Raw genomic sequence first — 17,643 nt, 5'->3', positions numbered from 1 at the left:
GCGTGCCAACAGTTGGATTAAATACAACGAGTACAAATCATATTCCATTGCAAGCAGGAGCGCAGAATAGGAACGCATCTGTTAACGGTGCACAACCGGCAGTAGGGCAAACGAATGGAGTAGCAGCAGGAGAACAAAAGACGCCTGGTGTAATGGGGAAAGATGATTTCCTAAAATTGTTTTTAGCGAGTTTCCAACATCAAGATCCATTTAATGCGATGGATATGAATCAAATGATGAACCAAACAGCGCAATTATCTCTTATGGAACAAGTACAGAATATGACAAAAGCAGTAGACTCTTTAAAAACGACAATGTATTCGACAGCGCTTGATGGTGGAATGAAGTTTTTAGGGAAGTATGTAAGAGGTGTTGATGGTGATGGTAAAAAAGTCACTGGTCAAGTAGAGACAGTTCGCCTCGCAGAAAATAATGAGGTACAGCTCGTTATTGATAATAAAGTTGTATCCCTTCGTTTCGTTGAGAGAGTGTCCGATAAACCAATTGGAGAAACAAATCCAGAAGATGCGAAGAAAGACGAGAAAAAAGTAACAGAAGAAGTAAAAACTACAAATTCATAAGGAGTGTCCATACGTTATGATTAAAGCGTTATATACAAGTATTACAGGAATGAATGCAACACAAAATGCATTAAGTGTAACTTCAAATAATATCGCCAATGCACAAACGGTTGGTTATAAAAAACAAAAAGCTATGTTTGATGATTTACTATATAACAACTCAATTGGTTCAAAAGGTGACAATAAATACGCTGGAACGAATCCGAAAAGTATCGGTAACGGTGTGAAAATGAGCGGTACAGTTACAGACTATAGCGACGGAACAATTACGTTAACTGGTGGTAAAACACAAGCGGCAATGGAAGGTAATGGTTTCTTCGTAGTAGGTGATTCAGCAGGCGGAAATATGGAATTTACTCGTAAAGGTACGTTTGGAATATCTTCAAATTACTATATTACGAACACAGAAGGTCAATACGTATTTGCATACCCCGCAAATGCAGCAACAGGTGAAGTTGATTTATCTGGTATTCCAGGACCATTACAAATCCCGATGGGAACTGCAATTGGTGGTATTCAAACAACGAAGGGTACAATTAAAGGGAATATCCCGGTGAATGAAAGTAAAATTACGCAAGATTTACCATTTTATGATGATGCCGGTAATACATGGACGATGCGTGTAGAATTTACGAAAACGAGTGAACACGAGTATACATATAAAGTTCAAAGACGTAATGACTCGGCAAAAGATCCAAAGTTTGAAGAGGTTACAGGAGCAGGGTCAACAGGTACTTTGAAATTTAATAATGTTGGAAATCCAGATCCGGTACAACAAGGAGCAAATATCCCGTTTAACGGCGGAACGATAAATTTAGATTTTAGTAATTTAACAAATCATCCGACAGATAAAACATTATCAGTAACAGATGTAGACGGTAGAGCAGCAGCAACTGTTAAAGATTGCTTTATTGCTGACGGTGGATACGTAATGGTAAAATACTCTGATGGAAGTATGAAGTCAGCTGGTCAATTAGCTGTTGCGATGTTCCCGAACGAAAGCGGACTAATGAAAACAGGTAATGGTAACTATACAGCGACGAATACAACGGGTATTTTAGCACTTGGCGCATCTGGTCAAAACGGCGCAGGTAAAGTACGTGGTGGTGCACAAGAAGGTGCAAACGTAGATTTATCTGTAGAATTCGTTGACTTAATGTTATACCAACGCGGATTCCAAGGAAATGCGAAAGTAATTAAAGTATCAGATGAAGTATTAAATGAAGTTGTAAACTTAATTCGATAATATATAATAAAGAAAAATTGTAGAGTAGTAGAAAGGGTTTTTTATTCGTATGACAAGACAAGAGCGAATTTTACAATTGCCTTTTTTCGAAAACAAACGTGAACTTGCCGAGCAAGTGTTAAAAATGGAACGAGAAGAGCATGTATATTTACCAGACCAATTTGAAATTAAGCAAGTGCCTCCCTATTCATTTGGTGAAAAACAAGCAATCATTGGCCGTATTCACGAATTTTATTTCGTAAGTGTTGGTAGCGAAGGCGAGTGGAAGTATCAACTGTTTAAAGATGAGATGAAGTGCCGTGAGTTTTTCGTTACGTTGCCGGATATTGCGGATCAGCAGATAGCGTTTTGGTTCAATAACATCGAGTTACTGAAAAGATCTTAAAAAAGATTTTAAAAGCCCTTTTTTAGGTTTTGAGAGAGGACCTGGCGGTGTTTTGGAGCGGTCAGTGCTTAGTAGGTGCACGACCGTTGTGTAAGACCAGAGATATGGAGAGTTGCTAGGTTAGTTGAAGAAGAGGTAAGTGAAGTGTAGTTGCAAAATGGATCTATGGAAGGTTACTGGGATGGTTCATCGTTTTATGGCAGACCAGTGCCTTTTGGATCGTTTGTGATGATAGATTTTTATAAGAGGAGAGGTGAGGAGGATGGCGCAGAATAAGTATCGCGTTACATTCATTTCGCCCAGTGAGGTTGAGCAGCGGACTGTAATGTCGGCGAGTAGTTTGCCAGATTTAATTCGTAAAGTAGAGAGTATAATTGCTGATCCGAACGGTTATTTTGTAAATGATAAAAAAAATAATTGCTATTTTAAAGTGATTAAAGAAAATGTTACGTTTATTCAATATGAGTTACTATTTTCAGATAAAGAGATTCATATTGAAAAATTAAAACATATAGCACCCGCAGTATTAAAACGATTATTTGAAAAAATAAATGATCCGGAACTATATGCGCTTGCGTTACTGGATGTTGATATAGCAACGAAAGAATATGTGCTAGCAGAAATGAATACAGAATTAAGAATAAGAGTAGAAACAGAGCTTTCAAAAAAATGGGAAGCGATGCCGACAGAAATTGTAGGAGCACAAGAAGTGTTATTAGAGGCACTTGCTTCGTTTATACAAGAGTAATTGCTTTTCTAAATAAAGAAATGAATCATTCGACTATCTATATTTTTCATATAGGTAGTTGACTTTTTCGTTTTAATAAAGCTTAATAATTAGATATACGGAAATAATGAAAGGGGAGCGACACCTTTATGTCACAAGCACAAAGTATTTTATTAGAAAGCGGAACAAATGAATTAGAGATTGTTACATATACTGTTGGTGAAAACCTATTTAGTATTAACGTAATGAAAGTACGTGAAATCATTAATCCATTCCCTGTTACAACTGTGCCAGAATCTCATCATGCAGTTGAAGGTGTTGTTCAAGTACGCGGTGAAATTTTACCTGTTATTAACTTAGCGACAGCTCTTAATTTAAAATCGACAAAGCCACTTGATCAAACGAAATTTATCATTTCAGAATTAAATCAAATGAAAGTTATTTTCCGTGTGGATGAAGTACATCGTATTCAACGTATTTCTTGGGAACAAATCGATGAACCAGCTTCATTGTCTATGGGATTAGAAGAAACGACATCTGGTATTGTAAAACTAGATGGAAAAATCATCTTACTATTAGATTATGAAAAAATTGTATGCGAAATTAGCGGTACTGGTTATGACAATAAATCACTTGCAGGGTTAGAACAGAAAACAGATCGAGCTGAAAAAGTTATTTATATTGCGGAAGATTCAGCAATGCTTCGTCAAATATTAGAAGAAACATTATCATCAGCTGGATATACGAAAATGAACTTCTTTAGCAATGGTGCAGAAGCGTTAGCACAAATTGAAAAGTTAGCGAAAGAGCAAGGGGAAAAAATGTTTGAACATATTCACTTGCTCATTACAGATATTGAAATGCCGAAAATGGATGGACACCATTTAACGAAAGTAATTAAAGATGGTGAAGTAACGAATCGTTTACCAATCGTTATTTTCTCTTCCTTAATTACAAATGAATTATTCCATAAAGGCGAAGCGGTAGGAGCAAATGCGCAAGTAAGTAAGCCAGATATTCAAGAGTTAATCGGCTTAGTAGATAAGTTAGTGTTGTAAAAGAGTTTTAAAAGAGATTCTTTTTGCTTGAATAGAAGCTCTAGCTATGTGTGGTAGCGGTTAGTGCTTAATAGAGCCCTGAGCGATGTGAGACCAGAGATATGGAGTAGTTTTAGGTAAATAGGGGAAGTGGGGTACCGAGAGAATTGGTGTATAATCTTCTTCTGTTTATCAGGAATAGAGTAACTAGCCATGTATGTAGCGGTCAGTGCTTAATAGGGTCCCATACGATGTGAGACCAGAGATATGGAGTAGTTTTAGGTAAGTGGAAGAAGTGAAGCTTCAATTGAAGATTTGTAGATTCTATTTACAACTCTATTCTTTTAGTGAAGAGAAGGGAACTAGCCATGTGTAGTATTGGTTAGTTCCTTTTTAGTATTTTATACTCTGTATAGGTGGAAAGATGGAATGTTTGAGGTTGTATGTATGAAAAATCTTCAATTGAAGATTTTTGATTTAAAAATATAAAAAAACGTATCTTTGGATGATTTTAGTAATTTTTCGTGACAACGCAAATTTTTTCGGTGAAATTACATTCTAAATACCATATAATATAATTAAAAGTAGTTAATATGCAATTATACATATTAATGAAAAAATCTTTTTCTATTTCTATATTTTCTATACGTTTTTGTATGTTTATTATTTGACAGATAATTTAGAAATGTTATAATATGGATATGTAAAAATTGCTATTTTCTGAAAAGACATGGGAGTCAGATGAGAATTGCGAAAGGATGAGGGGGAGTGGCACAGATTATGTATCACCACACAGCAATTAATGTATTAAGTCTCTTACAAAACATGTCAAATAATAAAATGAACGATATGCAACTAGAAGTGGAATTTAAAACAATAGAAAAACAATTCCAAGTAAAATATGAAGAACTAGTTGATTTATATAATAGAATGGTATTATTTCAAATAGATGTAGAAAAAAATGGCGGGATGCGAGCATATGAAAAATCAACGATCACATGGCTGAAGTCTGAACTAGAGTTACTGTATGAAGTGTATCAATTTTGCCAACGTCACGGTTTAAACATTATTAATATTTCAAAATACGTTAGTAAAAACGAACTAAATCTTTTCCCAAAAACAGAAAGTCAATTACAAAATACGTATTACAAATTAAAAAAATGTGAAATACCGTTTGAAAATATCGAAAAACAAAAACCAGGACGAAAGCGAAAATATACGCCTGTAAAAGAAACAATCGTTGAAATGAAAAAAGAAAACAAACAAGAATTAAGAAATGAAGTTCCAAATACAGAGACCGAAAAAAATCTTGTAACAGTTATATCTGGTATCGTTGATAATTTTGAAACAATTAGCCAGTGTAGTGAAAGAAAAGAGCGTGAACTACATCAGTTCATGGAAGGAATCTATAAGCTTTCTAGCATGGCTGCAGAGCGTTCAAAGGATGAAAAGAACGCACGTGGACTCGAAGGCGAATTGCATGTATTACGGGATGAAAATGAAAGGCTAAAGCGAGAAAAGGAAGAACTTGTTCATGATATAAAAGAAATGACGCATCATTTAATTCATTTCATTACGAGCTCTGATATCGATCAAATTCGCACATTGCCTTTCTTTGTAAAAGAATGTAAACAAGATTTGCATAAATTAGGGTTATATAACGCACAAGACGGTAAAATGAAGATTATGGTTGATCGTAGTGGACAGGTTATGACTGTAACACAGTAATAAAATTTGGGTACAAAACAAAAGGGAGATACATAGTTTATATGTATTTCCCTTTTGTTTTGTATGGAATCGTTTCAAAGAAGAAAGATGATTTTTAAGGTTGTAGTAGCTTGGAAACCATTTGCGGTATTTGATTTGCTTGTGAAACCATACTAAGGGCAACTTCAGTTAACAATTTAAACTTTAAAAAATCGCTCATTTCCTGCGCCATATCCGCATCTTCAATTCGAGATGCAGCATCTGTTAGGGCCATACTTTGGCTATTTAAATTTTCAATATTAAACTGTAAACGATTCATCATAGCCCCAAGATCTGCACGATGAAGTGATACGCTTTGCAATGCCTCTTCAATTTTACGAATTGCCGCTCTTGCTTCTTGTTCTGTTGAAATCTTGATGTCATGTTTTGTAGGGGAAGGGGGAATATGTTTTATCATATTTACTGTATGACCAATATCATCTAACGTAACAGGTCGGTTTTGTTCATCAAATACAGATAAATCATTAAACTCAGTCGTCTCGCCAATATAGCCAATTTGCTCTGTTAAAGATTGAAACTCTTTATTTAACGAATCACGGTTTTTATTTGAATTTGTATCGTTCGCAGACTGAACAGCTAAATCACGCATACGCTGTAAAATATTCATCACAGTTTGAAGTGCAGCTTCTGCCGTACGAAGCATCGATATTGCATCCTCATTATTACGAATCGCCACGCGCATACCACTCGCTCTCGCATGCATACGAGTCACAATCGCAATATTAGCGGGATTATCAGAAGCGTTATTTAACTTCTTACCAGTAGCCAAATGCTCCATTGCAACATTCATACGCTTCTCATTCTCATACAACGACTGCCTAGCATTCATACTCAAAACATTCGTACCAATACGCATAATAGACACTCCTTATAGATTGATATAGTCGGTATCTCTAAATCCAATAAACGGTTATGGGAGGATAAAGGGGCTTATGCTTATTTGCTGTTTGTGTTTTAACATAAGAGGGAATCAAGATAAGCACTGACCGTTTCTACATATCGTGGATATTCTCTTCCACATAAAAAAGACAGCTTTTATAAATAATCTGTCTATATAGAAAAAATAAACCTCTCCGCAAGCAGAGAGGTTTATTCATAAAACTAACTCAAATGGCTTATTGTAATAATTTAGAAACCATTTGTGGAGTTTGGTTTGCTTGAGAAAGCATGCTGATTCCAGCTTCGTTCAAGATTTTGAACTTAGTCATTTCAGACATTTCTTTCGCCATGTCAGCGTCTTCGATTTGAGAAGCAGCTGAAGCCATGCTAGATGCTTGGCTCTTAAGGTTGTTTACGTTAAAGTCTAGACGGTTTAATGTAGCACCTAGAGTTGCACGGTTAGATGCAATCGTTTCTAATGCAGCATCAATTGATTTAATTGCATTAGATGCATTGTATGAAGTACCAGCGGCTGCTTGTGTAAATAATTTTCCGATTTCTTGTGCATTTTCAAGGGTATTACCAGTTCCATCAGCTTTTCTAAATTTACTAATTGCATCAGTAATTTTTGTTACATCTTCTTTACTTAAACCTTCTTTAATATTATCGAAAGCACTTGCGAAAGAATTTACTGCAGCTGTTCTTTTAAGATCGCTATCACCAGTACCGCCAGCAACGCCTGTTAGATCAGTTAAAGCAGTTGCAAAATCTTTTGCGCTAGTAACTTCAGTATCCATAGCCGGCTTCATAGTTTCGTACAATCTACCAATCTCGTTCAGATTTCCAATTGAAGTATCTCCATTGAATTTATCAATAGCATCAGTAATTTTTGTTGCATCCTCAGTATTCAGACTGCCTTTAACTGCATTAAATTTATTTTGGAAGTCCGCTACTGCTGCTATTCTTTTTGCTGGAGTTTCACCAGCTTCACCAGCTCCAGCAGTTAAGTCTTTTAATACAGTAGCTTGGTTAGAAGCTGCTGTAATTAAACCAGTTCCAACACCGCTAAGTGGTTTGTTTGATCCTGATCCTGCAATACTTAGATTATTAATTTTTAATGCTGCAGTAGAAGTGTCAGCTAAGTTGATATTGATTTGTTTGCTTGTATCTGAGTTATCTAGGGTTTGGATAGCAATAGTTTTGTTATCGCCATTTAATAACTTTTTATCATTAAACTCTGTATTTTTAGAAATGTAATCGATTTGCTCTTTTAATGCAGAAAATTCTTTATCTAAAGCTTTTTGGTTATCAGTAGTGTTCGTACCATTCGCAGATTGGTTAGCGATATCACGCATACGAAGTAAAATGTTAGATACAGAGTTTAAAGCTGAGTCAGCTGTACGGATTAATGACATACCGTCCTGTGTGTTGTTCGCAGCAACACCTAATCCGCTTTCACGTGCACGCATACGAGTTGCGATTGCAAGACCTGCTGCATCGTCAGAAGCGTTGTTGATACGTTTACCGCTTGATAAACGATCCATAGCGTTACTCATTTTAGTTTGGTTTTGGCGCATGTATTCTTGCGTACGCATGCTATTAATGTTTGTATTAATTCTCATGTAAAAGAACCCCCATTTTTTTATATTGACTTTTCTGCAAATTGAAAAACGGTAATATGCGAAAAAATCGATTTCGAACTTATTGTAAGCCTTGCTATAATGGGTGTCAACTGAAAATTTGAATTAATAAATATAAAAAAATAACAGTTTAACAATTTAGTCGTTTTTTTATTACAATATAATTGCAAAGGATTATTGCAAACTTTACGAAAAAACTCTAATATTAGATTATCTTTGTTTACCGAAAAGGTGATATTATGGTAGTTGGAAATATAGTAAAAGAAGTACTTGCATATAAAAAAGGACAATTTCAGCAAAAGTTAAGTAGTCCGCAAGCGTTCGTAAGTAGTCGTTTTCAAGAAAAGTTGCAGAGTGATCCTATGAAGGAGACGAAGGCTACTGCGCAACCGGCAAAAGTAGAGGATATGAGTCAGCCGGTACAATCTACGAAAATAGAAGCTGTTGTGAATAAACAAGCAGAATCTATTCATAAAGTAGAGGAAGTTAGTAAGCCGGAAGAAAAGCCTGAGACGAAAAAAGTTGATGACGTACAAGTTGCGCAAAAAGAGTTCGAACGACGTTTCCCGGAAACGAAAAATGAGGCTGTTGATACGTGGGGATTAACGAAGAAGTATAATATTCAAAAAATACGTTCTTCAAATGAAGGGAAGTATGAGGATATTATTGATCGCGTGAGCCGTTCATACGGAATTCCGAAAACGTTAATTCAAAAAATGATTGAAGTAGAGTCTAATTTTAATCCGAAAACGGTGTCGCATGCAGGGGCGATGGGACTTATGCAGCTTATGCCCGCGAATGTGAAAGAGATGGGTATAAAAAATCCATTTTCACCAGCTGAAAGTATTGAAGGCGGCGTGAAAGAGTTAAGTGGTTATTTAAAGAAAAATAATGGCGATTTAGTATTAGCACTAGCTTCTTATAATGCTGGTCCTGGTAATGTGAGAAAGTACGGAGGCGTACCTCCATTTAAAGAAACGCAAGGATATATTAAAAAAATATTAAATATCGACGTTTCAAAATAAGAGATTTCATTATATAGAGAGAACATGAAATTTTCGTGAACATGATATGGGAGTTGGCTAGATTTGAAATTACAAGATGATATTCCGTTAACAATTTATTTTGAAATCGGAAATACGAAAAAGAAAATTGAGGATCTGCTTCATATAACGAAAGGTACATTGTATCGTCTTGAAAATTCAACGAAAAATACGGTGCGTCTTATGCTTGAGAATGAAGAGATTGGAACCGGAAAGATTTTGACGAAGAATGGAAAGATGTACGTTGAAATCGTTGAATTGAAAAGGTAGGGAAGGGGATTTTCATGAGCGGCGATAAATTAAGCCAAGAGCAAATTGATGCCCTGCTGAAGGCGGTAAATGAAGGCGAGGAAATGCCAGCTTTCGCACAAGAAGCAGGGAAGCAAGATAAATTTCAAGAGTATGATTTTAATAGACCGGAGAAGTTCGGTGTGGAACATTTACGTAGTTTGCAAGCGATTGCTTCTACGTTTGGTAAACAGACGTCACAGACGTTGTCAGCGCGTATGCGTATTCCAATTGACTTAGAGCCTTCGACAGTAGAGCAAGTTCCATTTACGAGTGAGTATGTGGAGAAAATGCCGAAAGATTACTATTTATATTGCGTCATTGACCTCGGACTTCCAGAGCTTGGAGAAATTGTTATTGAGATTGATTTAGCATTTGTTATTTACATTCATGAGTGCTGGCTCGGCGGAGATAGTAAGCGTAACTTTACGATGCGTAGACCACTGACGGCGTTCGAGTTTTTAACGCTTGATAATATTTTTGCGCTTCTATGCAAAAATTTAGAGCAATCATTTGAAAGTGTTGTAGAGATTAAACCGAAATTTGTAACGACAGAGACAGATCCAAATGCGTTAAAGATTACGACAGCGAGTGATATCATTTCATTACTGAACGTAAATATGAAAACTGATTTTTGGAATACGACAGTTCGTATCGGTATTCCGTTCTTATCTGTTGAAGAAATTATGGATAAGTTAACGTCTGAAAATATTGTCGAACATTCTTCGGATAAGCGTAAAAAGTATACGTCTGAAGTAGAAGTGAAAGTAAATCAAGTGTTTAAACCTGTTCACGTTGCGATTGGTGAACAGAAGATGACAATGGGTGACATTGAACAAATTGAAGAGGGAGATATTATTCCGCTTCATACGAAAGTTTCGGATGAATTGCTTGGTTATGTAGATGGAAAGCATAAATTTAATTGTTTTATTGGAAAAGATGGAACGCGTAAGGCGCTCTTATTTAAAAGTTTTGTAGAGTAGGAGGATCCATATGAAGCATGAAGTATCTCCTGTGTCATTAATGGGATTAGAAGAATTTGCAGGAAAGCGAAATGAGACAGGTAAAGCACATATTGATACTGTTTCGGATATTTCGATTGAACTTGGTGTAAAGCTTGGGAAGTCATCTATTACGCTCGGTGATGTGAAGCAATTAAAAGTGGGCGATGTTCTGGAAGTAGAGAAAAACTTAGGACATAAGGTAGATGTGTATTTAAGTAATATGAAAGTTGGCATTGGGGAAGCGATCGTAATGGACGAGAAGTTCGGTATTATCATTTCTGAAATTGAAGCTGACAAGAAGCAAGCTGCGCTTATGAAAGCGCAAAGTCAGATGCAAGATAAAGAGTAGAGGAGGAGTCATATGTCGTATATGACGACCTTATTTCAAGTCGTTTTACTGTTTGGTGCGCTCGGCTACGGTGCATATTATATGACGAAAAAGACGCGCAAACAGCAGTTTTTTAAACAAGGTGAAAATGGCCATATTCAAGTGAAAGACGGCGTGTATTTAAATCATCAAACGAGCGCCTTTTTATTTGAAGTGGATGGCAAGCAAGTGTTCACGGTTATTAGTAATAACGGTGTGCAGTCTGTGCAATTAACAGGAACAGGAAATCAGTTTCAACAAGCGCTAGAAGATGCGGTGAAGAGTGAAACGAAAAAAGTAGAGGATCCATCATGAGAATAAAGAAACAGTTATCATTATTAGCCATTATTTTCGTATTTTCTATCGTTTTTTCAATTATTTTTGTAAATCCAGCGTATGCGGCCCAAAACGGTTTTATTAATTTTGAAAATGGAAAAGAGTTTACGAGTAATTCAAGCGTTCAGCTATTTGCGCTCGTTACCCTTTTATCATTATCTTCTTCTATCGTTCTATTATTTACACATTTTACTTATTTTATGATCGTTCTTGGGATTACACGTCAAGGACTTGGAGTAATGAATTTACCACCGAACCAAGTGCTCGTTGGACTTGCATTATTTTTATCACTCTTTACGATGCAGCCTGTACTTGGGCAACTGAAGAGCGATGTGTGGGATCCGATGACGAAAGAGAAAATAACAGTAAGTCAAGCTGCGGAGACGACAGCTCCGATTATGAAAGAATATATGTCAAAGCATACGTATAAGCATGATTTAAAGATGATGCTGAAAGTGCGCGGTGAAGAGTTGCCGAAAGATTTGAAAGATCTTTCTTTATTTACGCTCGTACCATCCTTTACGTTAACGCAAATTCAAAAAGGATTGTTAACAGGGATGTTCATTTATTTAGCGTTTGTATTTATAGATTTGATTATTAGTACACTTTTAATGTACCTCGGAATGATGATGGTACCGCCGATGATTTTAAGTTTACCATTTAAAATACTCGTTTTCGTATATTTAGGTGGATATACAAAAATCGTCGACATTATGTTTAAAACGGTCGCCTGAAGCGTTTGATGCTATGTGATAGGAGTCATATAAATGAATACGTCACCAATTATAGATATTTTTCAAACCTTTTTTTATAAAGGGGTTATGATTTTAATGCCGGTTGCCGGTGTAAGTATGATTGTCGTTATTATCATCGCTGTCATTATGGCGATGATGCAAATTCAAGAGCAAACGCTGACGTTTTTACCGAAAATGGCGAGTATTGTACTCGTTATTATCATTTTAGGTCCGTGGATGTTTCAAGAGTTAACGACGCTTATTTTAGATTTATTTGATAAAATCCCATCGCTATTGCGTTCGTACTAAGATAGGTGGAATGAAATGAATATGGAATTATGGGCGGCGACGTTTTTTGCGTTTTGTCGCATTACTTCATTTTTATATTTTTTACCGTTTTTCTCAGGTCGATCCATTCCAGCAATGGCGAAAGTTACATTTGGACTTGCTCTTTCCATTACGGTGGCCGATCAAGTTGATGTCTCTCACATAAAGACAACTTGGGACGTAGCAGCTTATGCAGGTACGCAAATTGTAATTGGATTATCGCTTTCAAAAATTGTAGAAATGCTGTGGAACATTCCGAAAATGGCCGGGCATTTTTTAGACTTTGATATCGGTTTATCACAAGCAAGTTTGTTTGATGTAAATGCAGGTTCACAGTCTACTTTACTATCAACCATTTTTGATATATTCTTTCTCATTATTTTTATTTCACTTGGCGGCATTAATTATTTCGTTGCCACGATTTTAAAGTCGTTTCAATATACAGAGGCGATTTCAAAATTGCTGACGACTAGTTTTTTAGATAGTCTACTCGCAACGTTATTATTTGCGATAACATCAGCGGTTGAAATTGCTCTTCCGCTTATGGGAAGTTTGTTCATCATTAACTTTGTTTTAATTTTAATCGCAAAAAACGCTCCGCAATTAAACGTTTTTATGAATGCGTATGTCATTAAAATCACATGTGGTATTTTGTTTATTGCGATGAGTGTACCAATGCTCGGTTATGTGTTTAAAAATATGACGGACGTATTGCTTGAGGAATATACGAAACTATTTAACTTTTTCTTAACGAAGTAGGGGGACGCGCATGGCAAAGGATAATAAAACAGAAAAGGCCACCCCGCAGAAGCGTAAGAAATCGCGTGAAGAAGGGAATATTGCCCGGAGTAAAGATTTAAATAATTTATTTTCCATACTTGTATTGGCAGTTGTCGTTTACTTTTTTGGAGATTGGTTAGGGTTTGAGATTGCAAACTCTGTAGCGGTACTGTTTGATCAAATTGGAAAAAATACAGATTCAACTGAGTATTTTTATTTAATGGGGATTTTATTACTAAAAGTATCAGCGCCAATATTAATACTCGTATACGCTTTTCATTTATTTAATTATATGATTCAAGTCGGTTTCTTATTTTCTTCTAAAGTCATTAAGCCGAAAGCGTCACGTATTAACCCCAAAAATTATTTTACGAGATTGTTTAGTCGTAAAAGTTTAGTAGATATTTTGAAATCACTATTTTATATGGGGTTAATTGGTTACGTCGCTTACGTTCTCTTTAAAAAGAATTTAGAGAAGATCGTGAGTATGATTGGATTTAACTGGACTGCGTCGCTTACTGAAATTATTAGGCAAATTAAATTTATCTTTTTAGCTATTTTAATTATATTAATCGTTCTTTCTATTATTGATTTTATTTATCAAAAATGGGAGTACGAACAAGATATTAAGATGAAAAAAGAAGAAGTAAAACAAGAGCATAAAGATAATGAAGGGGACCCGCAAGTAAAGGGAAAACGAAAAAACTTTATGCATGCCATCTTGCAAGGGACAATTGCGAAGAAAATGGATGGTGCAACGTTTATTGTAAACAATCCGACTCATATTTCAGTCGTACTTCGGTACAATAAACAAGTTGATTCGGCGCCAATTGTCGTTGCAAAAGGGGAAGATGAGCTTGCATTATATATACGAACGCTCGCCCGCGAACAAGAAATACCAATGGTGGAAAACCGTCCACTTGCTCGTTCTTTATATTATCAAGTCGAGGAAGATGAGACGATTCCAGAAGATTTATACGTAGCTGTAATTGAAGTTATGCGCTATTTAATTCAAACGAATGAACTTGAAGTATAATAGCGCGGTTGGAGGAGATCTCTTGTGTTTAAGATAGATTCTGCAAGAACCTATTTTTCTATCTTTTTAGCAGCGTCATTCGTAGTGGCGCTCTTAATTCCACTTCCACCATTTATACTTGATATCGTTATCGTTTTTTTACTAAGTATGTCAGTGCTTATTTATATGCGAGCAACAAGTATTAACGAGTGGGATGAATTAAAGTCATTTCCGACGATGTTGTTATTAATCGGGATTTTCCGCGTATCGATTAACGTATCGACGACGCGAGCGATTTTGACAGACGGAAATGCGGGGCATGTTATTGAAGAGTTCGGTCAGTTTGTAATTGGCGGGAACTTATTAATTGGTATCGTTATTTTCATAGTATTAATCATATTCCAGTTTATCGTTGCAAACGGTGCATCTCGTACAGCTGAAGTTGCAGCTCGTTTTACACTTGATTCTTTACCTGGGAAACAAATGTCGATCGATGCGGATTTAAACCAGCGTATCATTACTGAAAAAGATGCACAGGCAAAACGAAAAAAATTAAATATGGAAACAGAGTTTTACGGAGCGATGGATGGTGCCGGAAAGTTCATTAAAGGGGACGTTATTTTCGGGATTGTCATTTTATTCGTAAACATTATTTTCGGTTTAATTGTCGGCATGATGCAGCAGGGAATGAGTTTTGCTGATGCAGCTATTCACTATACACAGTTAACTGTCGGTGACGGAATCGTAAACCAAATCGGTTCGTTAATGCTTGCGATTTCAACTGGGATTATCGTAACGCGTGTATTTGATGGTTCATCTGATACAGTAACTGAAGGTATCTTTAAAGAGTTATTAGCGCATGAAGTTGTTGTATATGCGCTTGGTGGTTTATTTATTGCGATGGGTATTTTCACTCCGCTACCATTTCTACCATTCGCACTCGTTGGTGGAACAATTGTCTTCTTAGGAATTCGTAATAAAAACCGAATAAAGAAAGAAAAAGAAGACGAGCTTCAAAAAGAATTAGAAATGATTCAAGGCGAAGATGAACAACTGCAACAAGTGGAAGATTCATTCGGAGTATTTACAGATAAATATCCAATTATTGTAGAACTCGGTTTAGATTTAGCAGCACTTGTAAAGCAGAAAATTAACGGGGAAACAGCTCGGGATAAAGTTGTTCTCATGAGGAAGTCGATTATTACCGACCTTGGTATTAACGTTCCTGGCATTAACTTTAAAGATAATACGAGTTTTAGACCACGCGGACGTTACATTATTCGTATTAAAGGTGCGAAGGCAGCTGAAGGTGTTTTAAAATCAGGTTATTTATTAGCACTGAAAACACCGAATGTAATGGCCGATTTAGATGCAGAACCAGCGAAAGATCCGATTTTCGGTGAAGATGGATATTGGATTTTAGAGCATATGGTACAAGATGCACAAATGAAAGGCTATCAAGTATTAGAGCCGCTCAGCATATTAATTACACATTTAGATGTTGTCGTTAGACGTAACCTTCATGAGTTAATTCAGCGTCAACATGTAAAAGACTTAATTAACTCGCTTGAAAATGATAACGGTGTTTTATTAGAAGAAATTAAGAAGAAAGAAATCGACTTATCACTCGTTCAAAATGTTATTAAACAATTGCTAAAAGAGGGTATTTCTATTCGTGATTTACCAACTATTATCGAAGGTATTATTGACGGAAAAGAAATTTATCAAAATCATGTAGACGGTGTAACGTCATTCGTCCGTGAATGTATTTCAAAAGTGATTTGTGAAAATGCAAAAAATCCTGACGGTAAAATTTATGCGGCGCTCTTCTCAGATTCAATCGAGTTAGATGCGGATGTTGTAAATAATTCATACCAAGGTTACTTATTAAACTGGGATTTAGATTTAGAAACACGTGTTGTTGAACAAGTACAGCGTGTCTTTAAACAAGCTCGTTTAATGGGAAGAGAACCAGTATTATTAACGCGTAGAAAAGATTTCAGATTTGCGATTGTAAGACTTCTTGAGCGTTATCAAGTAGAAGCGCAAGTACTTTGTATTAGCGAATTAGCACCGGAAATTGTTGTAGATCAAATTGCCTATATTGAATAGTAGGGGGTGAAGTAATGGAAAGTACAGAAAAGAAAGAAGCGTTAATGCGAATAAAAGCAGCTTCGAAAAATGAATTGTATCGAAAGTTATTTGACCAATATGGTACAGATTATTATTACGTTGTCGATGAAAGTGTAAAACGAAATATCCCGTTTTTTTGGAAAAAGAATTATGAAATGTTAGTTGCTTTTCCAGAGGATAAACAGGAAGAAGTGAATGAAGGCACAGCTCAATTTCATGAACAACTAATGGATGTTGTAAATGATTCTTCAGAACAAATTGTAAAGGCGAACGGAATTCAATCGGTACTGCACAATTTAGAAAACGTGACGACTTCTATGTCATATGCGGCGATGCAAACAGGAAATAGTGAAGAATGGACAAGAAAGAAAGAGAAACTATTAAAGCTGTTTGAAAAAGGTATCGTCGTTGTGAAACAGACGGAAGAAACGAAAGTAGCGAAAGTAACAAAAAAGCAAAAAACTGTGAAAAAAGTTGTTCCGGTCAAGAAAGAAGAAGTGGTTGTAAAAAAAGAAAACCAAGAATCTGTACCGTTTATTATTCAAAAAGTAATTCGTATGCTAGAGCAAAACGATGTAGAACAATATTTCATTCATGCATATGCTGAAAAGTTAAAAGTGAAGTTTGAGAATGCGACGATGATTACAGAAGAAGAAGTGATCGGCTATATATTGGAAGATATGAGATCCCATTTCAATACGGAAAACGTTTTTGAAAAAGAAGTGCAAACAATTGCATTAATCGGTCCAACTGGAGTTGGAAAAACGACGACACTTGCGAAAATGGCATGGCAGTTTCACGGTAAGAAAAAAACGGTCGGTTTTATTACGACAGATCATTCGCGCATTGGAACAGTACAGCAACTGCAAGATTACGTCAAGACAATTGGATTTGAAGTAATCGCTGTACGTGATGAAGCTGCAATGACAAGAGCACTTACGTATTTTAAAGAAGAAGCGCACGTCGATTATATTTTAATTGATACCGCCGGAAAAAATTATCGTGCGTCAGAAACAGTAGAAGAAATGATTGAAACGATGGGACAAGTAGAGCCAGATTACATTTGTTTAACGTTATCAGCTTCGATGAAAAGTAAAGACATGATTGAAATCATTACGAATTTTAAAGATATTCATATTGATGGTATCGTATTTACGAAATTTGATGAAACAGCAAGTAGTGGTGAATTATTGAAAATTCCAGCAGTATCATCGGCTCCAATTGTATTAATGACAGACGGACAAGACGTGAAGCAACATATACATATCGCTACAGCTGAACATTTAGCGAAACAAATGTTGCAAACATCATAGAAAAGAGGTGAAGGATAAGGCAACTGCCTTATTCAAACGAA

General features: G+C 36.0%; 19 protein-coding genes. 17 read left to right on the top strand and 2 right to left on the bottom strand.

The annotated features are described in order from the left end of the window. The first annotated feature begins 2 nt into the window (after positions 1–2). The 6 genes from QEP67_RS19605 to QEP67_RS19580 all read left to right on the top strand — a co-directional run bounded on the left by QEP67_RS19605 (position 3) and on the right by QEP67_RS19580 (position 5,704). Positions 3–581 carry a flagellar hook assembly protein FlgD gene (locus QEP67_RS19605; protein WP_001143472.1) on the top strand — a complete coding sequence of 193 codons (579 nt, stop codon included), beginning with the start codon at positions 3–5 and terminating at the stop codon, positions 579–581. Between the two features lie 16 nt (positions 582–597). After that, on the top strand, positions 598–1,827 hold the full coding sequence (locus tag QEP67_RS19600) for a flagellar hook protein FlgE (protein ID WP_000588330.1): 1,230 nt from the start codon (positions 598–600) through the stop codon (positions 1,825–1,827). Between the two features lie 49 nt (positions 1,828–1,876). Further along, on the top strand, positions 1,877–2,212 hold the full coding sequence (locus tag QEP67_RS19595; RefSeq protein ID WP_000198181.1) for a DUF3964 family protein: 336 nt from the start codon (positions 1,877–1,879) through the stop codon (positions 2,210–2,212). 262 nt (positions 2,213–2,474) lie between these two features. After that, positions 2,475–2,960: a hypothetical protein gene (locus tag QEP67_RS19590; protein ID WP_000068327.1), complete on the top strand. Its 486-nt coding sequence runs from the start codon at positions 2,475–2,477 to the stop codon at positions 2,958–2,960. 128 nt (positions 2,961–3,088) lie between these two features. Beyond that, positions 3,089–3,997 carry a chemotaxis protein gene (locus tag QEP67_RS19585; RefSeq protein ID WP_000075948.1) on the top strand — a complete coding sequence of 303 codons (909 nt, stop codon included), beginning with the start codon at positions 3,089–3,091 and terminating at the stop codon, positions 3,995–3,997. A gap of 759 nt (positions 3,998–4,756) precedes the next feature. Then, positions 4,757–5,704: a DNA-binding domain-containing protein gene (locus QEP67_RS19580; protein ID WP_353706634.1), complete on the top strand. Its 948-nt coding sequence runs from the start codon at positions 4,757–4,759 to the stop codon at positions 5,702–5,704. Between the two features lie 94 nt (positions 5,705–5,798). Here the strand turns inward: QEP67_RS19580 and QEP67_RS19575 are convergent, their stop codons facing one another. Further along, on the bottom strand, positions 5,799–6,599 hold the full coding sequence (locus tag QEP67_RS19575; protein WP_001219710.1) for a flagellin: 801 nt from the start codon (positions 6,597–6,599) through the stop codon (positions 5,799–5,801). 259 nt (positions 6,600–6,858) lie between these two features. Then, positions 6,859–8,244: a flagellin gene (locus QEP67_RS19570; protein ID WP_001222393.1), complete on the bottom strand. Its 1,386-nt coding sequence runs from the start codon at positions 8,242–8,244 to the stop codon at positions 6,859–6,861. A gap of 257 nt (positions 8,245–8,501) precedes the next feature. Between QEP67_RS19570 and QEP67_RS19565 the strand changes: the two genes are divergently transcribed. From QEP67_RS19565 to flhF, 11 genes are all read left to right on the top strand, one after another. Continuing rightward, positions 8,502–9,287, top strand: coding sequence for a lytic transglycosylase domain-containing protein (locus tag QEP67_RS19565; RefSeq protein WP_353706381.1), 786 nt, complete (start codon positions 8,502–8,504; stop codon positions 9,285–9,287). A gap of 63 nt (positions 9,288–9,350) precedes the next feature. After that, a complete protein-coding gene (locus QEP67_RS19560; protein ID WP_000775712.1) occupies positions 9,351–9,575 on the top strand; it encodes a flagellar motor switch protein FliN in 225 nt (74 codons plus the stop codon). A 14-nt stretch (positions 9,576–9,589) separates the two neighbouring features. Beyond that, positions 9,590–10,576 carry a flagellar motor switch protein FliM gene (gene fliM / locus QEP67_RS19555; protein ID WP_000012191.1) on the top strand — a complete coding sequence of 329 codons (987 nt, stop codon included), beginning with the start codon at positions 9,590–9,592 and terminating at the stop codon, positions 10,574–10,576. A gap of 10 nt (positions 10,577–10,586) precedes the next feature. Next, complete coding sequence (gene fliN, locus QEP67_RS19550) at positions 10,587–10,946, top strand: flagellar motor switch protein FliN (protein WP_000680026.1); 360 nt, start codon at positions 10,587–10,589, stop codon at positions 10,944–10,946. Positions 10,947–10,958: 12 nt separating this feature from the next. Next, a complete protein-coding gene (locus QEP67_RS19545) occupies positions 10,959–11,279 on the top strand; it encodes a hypothetical protein (protein ID WP_000121176.1) in 321 nt (106 codons plus the stop codon). Then, positions 11,276–12,034 carry a flagellar type III secretion system pore protein FliP gene (locus tag QEP67_RS19540; protein ID WP_001220577.1) on the top strand — a complete coding sequence of 253 codons (759 nt, stop codon included), beginning with the start codon at positions 11,276–11,278 and terminating at the stop codon, positions 12,032–12,034. The genes QEP67_RS19545 and QEP67_RS19540 overlap by 4 nt, the downstream gene beginning before the upstream one ends. Before the next feature lie 33 nt (positions 12,035–12,067). Next, positions 12,068–12,343 (top strand): flagellar biosynthetic protein FliQ, encoded by a 276-nt coding sequence (locus QEP67_RS19535; protein ID WP_001098085.1) that lies wholly within the window; start codon positions 12,068–12,070, stop codon positions 12,341–12,343. Between the two features lie 15 nt (positions 12,344–12,358). Further along, positions 12,359–13,120 (top strand): flagellar biosynthetic protein FliR, encoded by a 762-nt coding sequence (locus QEP67_RS19530; RefSeq protein ID WP_353706380.1) that lies wholly within the window; start codon positions 12,359–12,361, stop codon positions 13,118–13,120. A gap of 10 nt (positions 13,121–13,130) precedes the next feature. Then, on the top strand, positions 13,131–14,177 hold the full coding sequence (locus tag QEP67_RS19525) for a flagellar type III secretion system protein FlhB (protein ID WP_001030093.1): 1,047 nt from the start codon (positions 13,131–13,133) through the stop codon (positions 14,175–14,177). Positions 14,178–14,201: 24 nt separating this feature from the next. After that, entirely contained in the window at positions 14,202–16,268 is a 2,067-nt protein-coding gene (gene flhA, locus QEP67_RS19520; protein ID WP_000472555.1) for a flagellar biosynthesis protein FlhA, read from the top strand. A gap of 14 nt (positions 16,269–16,282) precedes the next feature. Continuing rightward, positions 16,283–17,602 (top strand): flagellar biosynthesis protein FlhF, encoded by a 1,320-nt coding sequence (flhF, locus tag QEP67_RS19515; protein ID WP_000446201.1) that lies wholly within the window; start codon positions 16,283–16,285, stop codon positions 17,600–17,602. Positions 17,603–17,643 lie beyond the last annotated feature (41 nt).

Source organism: Bacillus cereus group sp. MS39, assembly GCF_040448665.1.
Taxonomy (GTDB): Bacteria; Bacillota; Bacilli; order Bacillales; family Bacillaceae_G; genus Bacillus_A; species Bacillus_A wiedmannii.
The sequence above is the reverse complement of the archived record's forward strand: the minus strand, read 5'-3'. Positions and strand labels throughout refer to the sequence as shown.

Excerpts from the sequence above, each read along its gene's own strand:
- QEP67_RS19575 (WP_001219710.1), bottom strand. The coding sequence starts at position 6,599 with ATGCGTATTGGTACGAATGTTTTGAGTATGAATGCTAGGCAGTCGTTG.
- QEP67_RS19600 (WP_000588330.1), top strand. The coding sequence starts at position 598 with ATGATTAAAGCGTTATATACAAGTATTACAGGAATGAATGCAACACAA.
- QEP67_RS19595 (WP_000198181.1), top strand. The coding sequence starts at position 1,877 with ATGACAAGACAAGAGCGAATTTTACAATTGCCTTTTTTCGAAAACAAA.
- QEP67_RS19545 (WP_000121176.1), top strand. The coding sequence starts at position 10,959 with ATGTCGTATATGACGACCTTATTTCAAGTCGTTTTACTGTTTGGTGCG.
- QEP67_RS19585 (WP_000075948.1), top strand. The coding sequence starts at position 3,089 with ATGTCACAAGCACAAAGTATTTTATTAGAAAGCGGAACAAATGAATTA.
- QEP67_RS19580 (WP_353706634.1), top strand. The coding sequence starts at position 4,757 with ATGTATCACCACACAGCAATTAATGTATTAAGTCTCTTACAAAACATG.
- QEP67_RS19540 (WP_001220577.1), top strand. The coding sequence starts at position 11,276 with ATGAGAATAAAGAAACAGTTATCATTATTAGCCATTATTTTCGTATTT.
- flhF (WP_000446201.1), top strand. The coding sequence starts at position 16,283 with ATGGAAAGTACAGAAAAGAAAGAAGCGTTAATGCGAATAAAAGCAGCT.
- QEP67_RS19535 (WP_001098085.1), top strand. The coding sequence starts at position 12,068 with ATGAATACGTCACCAATTATAGATATTTTTCAAACCTTTTTTTATAAA.
- QEP67_RS19570 (WP_001222393.1), bottom strand. The coding sequence starts at position 8,244 with ATGAGAATTAATACAAACATTAATAGCATGCGTACGCAAGAATACATG.
- QEP67_RS19530 (WP_353706380.1), top strand. The coding sequence starts at position 12,359 with ATGAATATGGAATTATGGGCGGCGACGTTTTTTGCGTTTTGTCGCATT.
- fliN (WP_000680026.1), top strand. The coding sequence starts at position 10,587 with ATGAAGCATGAAGTATCTCCTGTGTCATTAATGGGATTAGAAGAATTT.
- QEP67_RS19565 (WP_353706381.1), top strand. The coding sequence starts at position 8,502 with ATGGTAGTTGGAAATATAGTAAAAGAAGTACTTGCATATAAAAAAGGA.
- QEP67_RS19590 (WP_000068327.1), top strand. The coding sequence starts at position 2,475 with ATGGCGCAGAATAAGTATCGCGTTACATTCATTTCGCCCAGTGAGGTT.
- QEP67_RS19525 (WP_001030093.1), top strand. The coding sequence starts at position 13,131 with ATGGCAAAGGATAATAAAACAGAAAAGGCCACCCCGCAGAAGCGTAAG.
- fliM (WP_000012191.1), top strand. The coding sequence starts at position 9,590 with ATGAGCGGCGATAAATTAAGCCAAGAGCAAATTGATGCCCTGCTGAAG.